The sequence below is a fragment of the Methylophaga sp. UBA1464 genome, assembly GCF_002325665.1.
Lineage (GTDB): Bacteria > Pseudomonadota > Gammaproteobacteria > Nitrosococcales > Methylophagaceae > Methylophaga.
This window is the reverse complement of record NZ_DCSO01000011.1, coordinates 5,894-6,815: the sequence shown is the minus strand read 5'-3', so window position 1 is coordinate 6,815 and position 922 is coordinate 5,894. Positions and strand designations below refer to the sequence as shown.

Annotated in this window: 1 pseudogene; it reads right to left on the bottom strand. The window is 38.8% G+C overall.

Annotation, left to right across the window (positions count from 1 at the left end):
- Window positions 1–500: 500 nt before the first annotated feature.
- Window positions 501–922: pseudogene (locus tag B3O33_RS00815) on the bottom strand (hypothetical protein); the annotation flags it as partial.

The window sequence follows — 922 nt, the reverse complement described above, 5'->3', positions numbered from 1 at the left end:
AACGAGGCGAGCTTAAAGCTCATTGGTATATCTTGTTGAATAGCCGGAAGCAAAGGCCCAACCGAGGCAAGAATCGGACGAAGATTCAGAGCAATAATTACAATTACAGTGGCCAGAATCATTTTCTGGAAGTCTGAATATTTGTAGTCTACGGCAGACATTCATTACCTTTAATAATTTGAGCTGAAGACGGGCTATTTATCGGGATGTAAAGTTAGCTGCTTTCTAAAGTTGAATTTCTAACAGGACTGATATCATGAGCAAAATTATGCTCAGCCATGTTTTGCAGTGCCTCCAGACTATTCAACTATCGTTTGAATGACACCATTTCATTTTTTATAAGATATCTTTATATCAGGGACAGGCAGGTATTTAGTGTTGATAAGTTATCAGTCAGACAACGGTCAGCTAATTGTTTAATAGTTTCAGCTCAAAAAACAGTCTCTAAACACGTTAACTGATCACTCTGATTCGTTTCTACTCTTCTAACATGCTGAGTTCTACATCAGGAAAAAAACCAACGTCATTGGATTACGATCCTGTCTTTCATCATGAATGACATAAATAGGCACATTTTGGTCAGTGCCAGTGATGCTTGAACCGTCAATACTGAAGCTAATAAATTTCTTTCGGTGAGTCTTGGCCAGTTGCTGCAGTATGTTTTCTGCAATAGCTGGATCAAGTAGATCAGTCAGCTGCCATTTTTTTGCTTTTGGCTTCAATGATTTTTTGAGTTTTTCACTGACCTTTTTGATTTGCAGATTATTATCGAGTTGGATGACTGCAAATTCATCCTGGTCAAACACGGCCTGCCATTGCGCCAATGAGGTTTTCAAGTCCCTTTCAGTGTTTTTCAGATCAGTAATATCCTGATTAACTTCGATAGCACCAATGATCTTGTTGTCGTTATCACGAAGCGGAG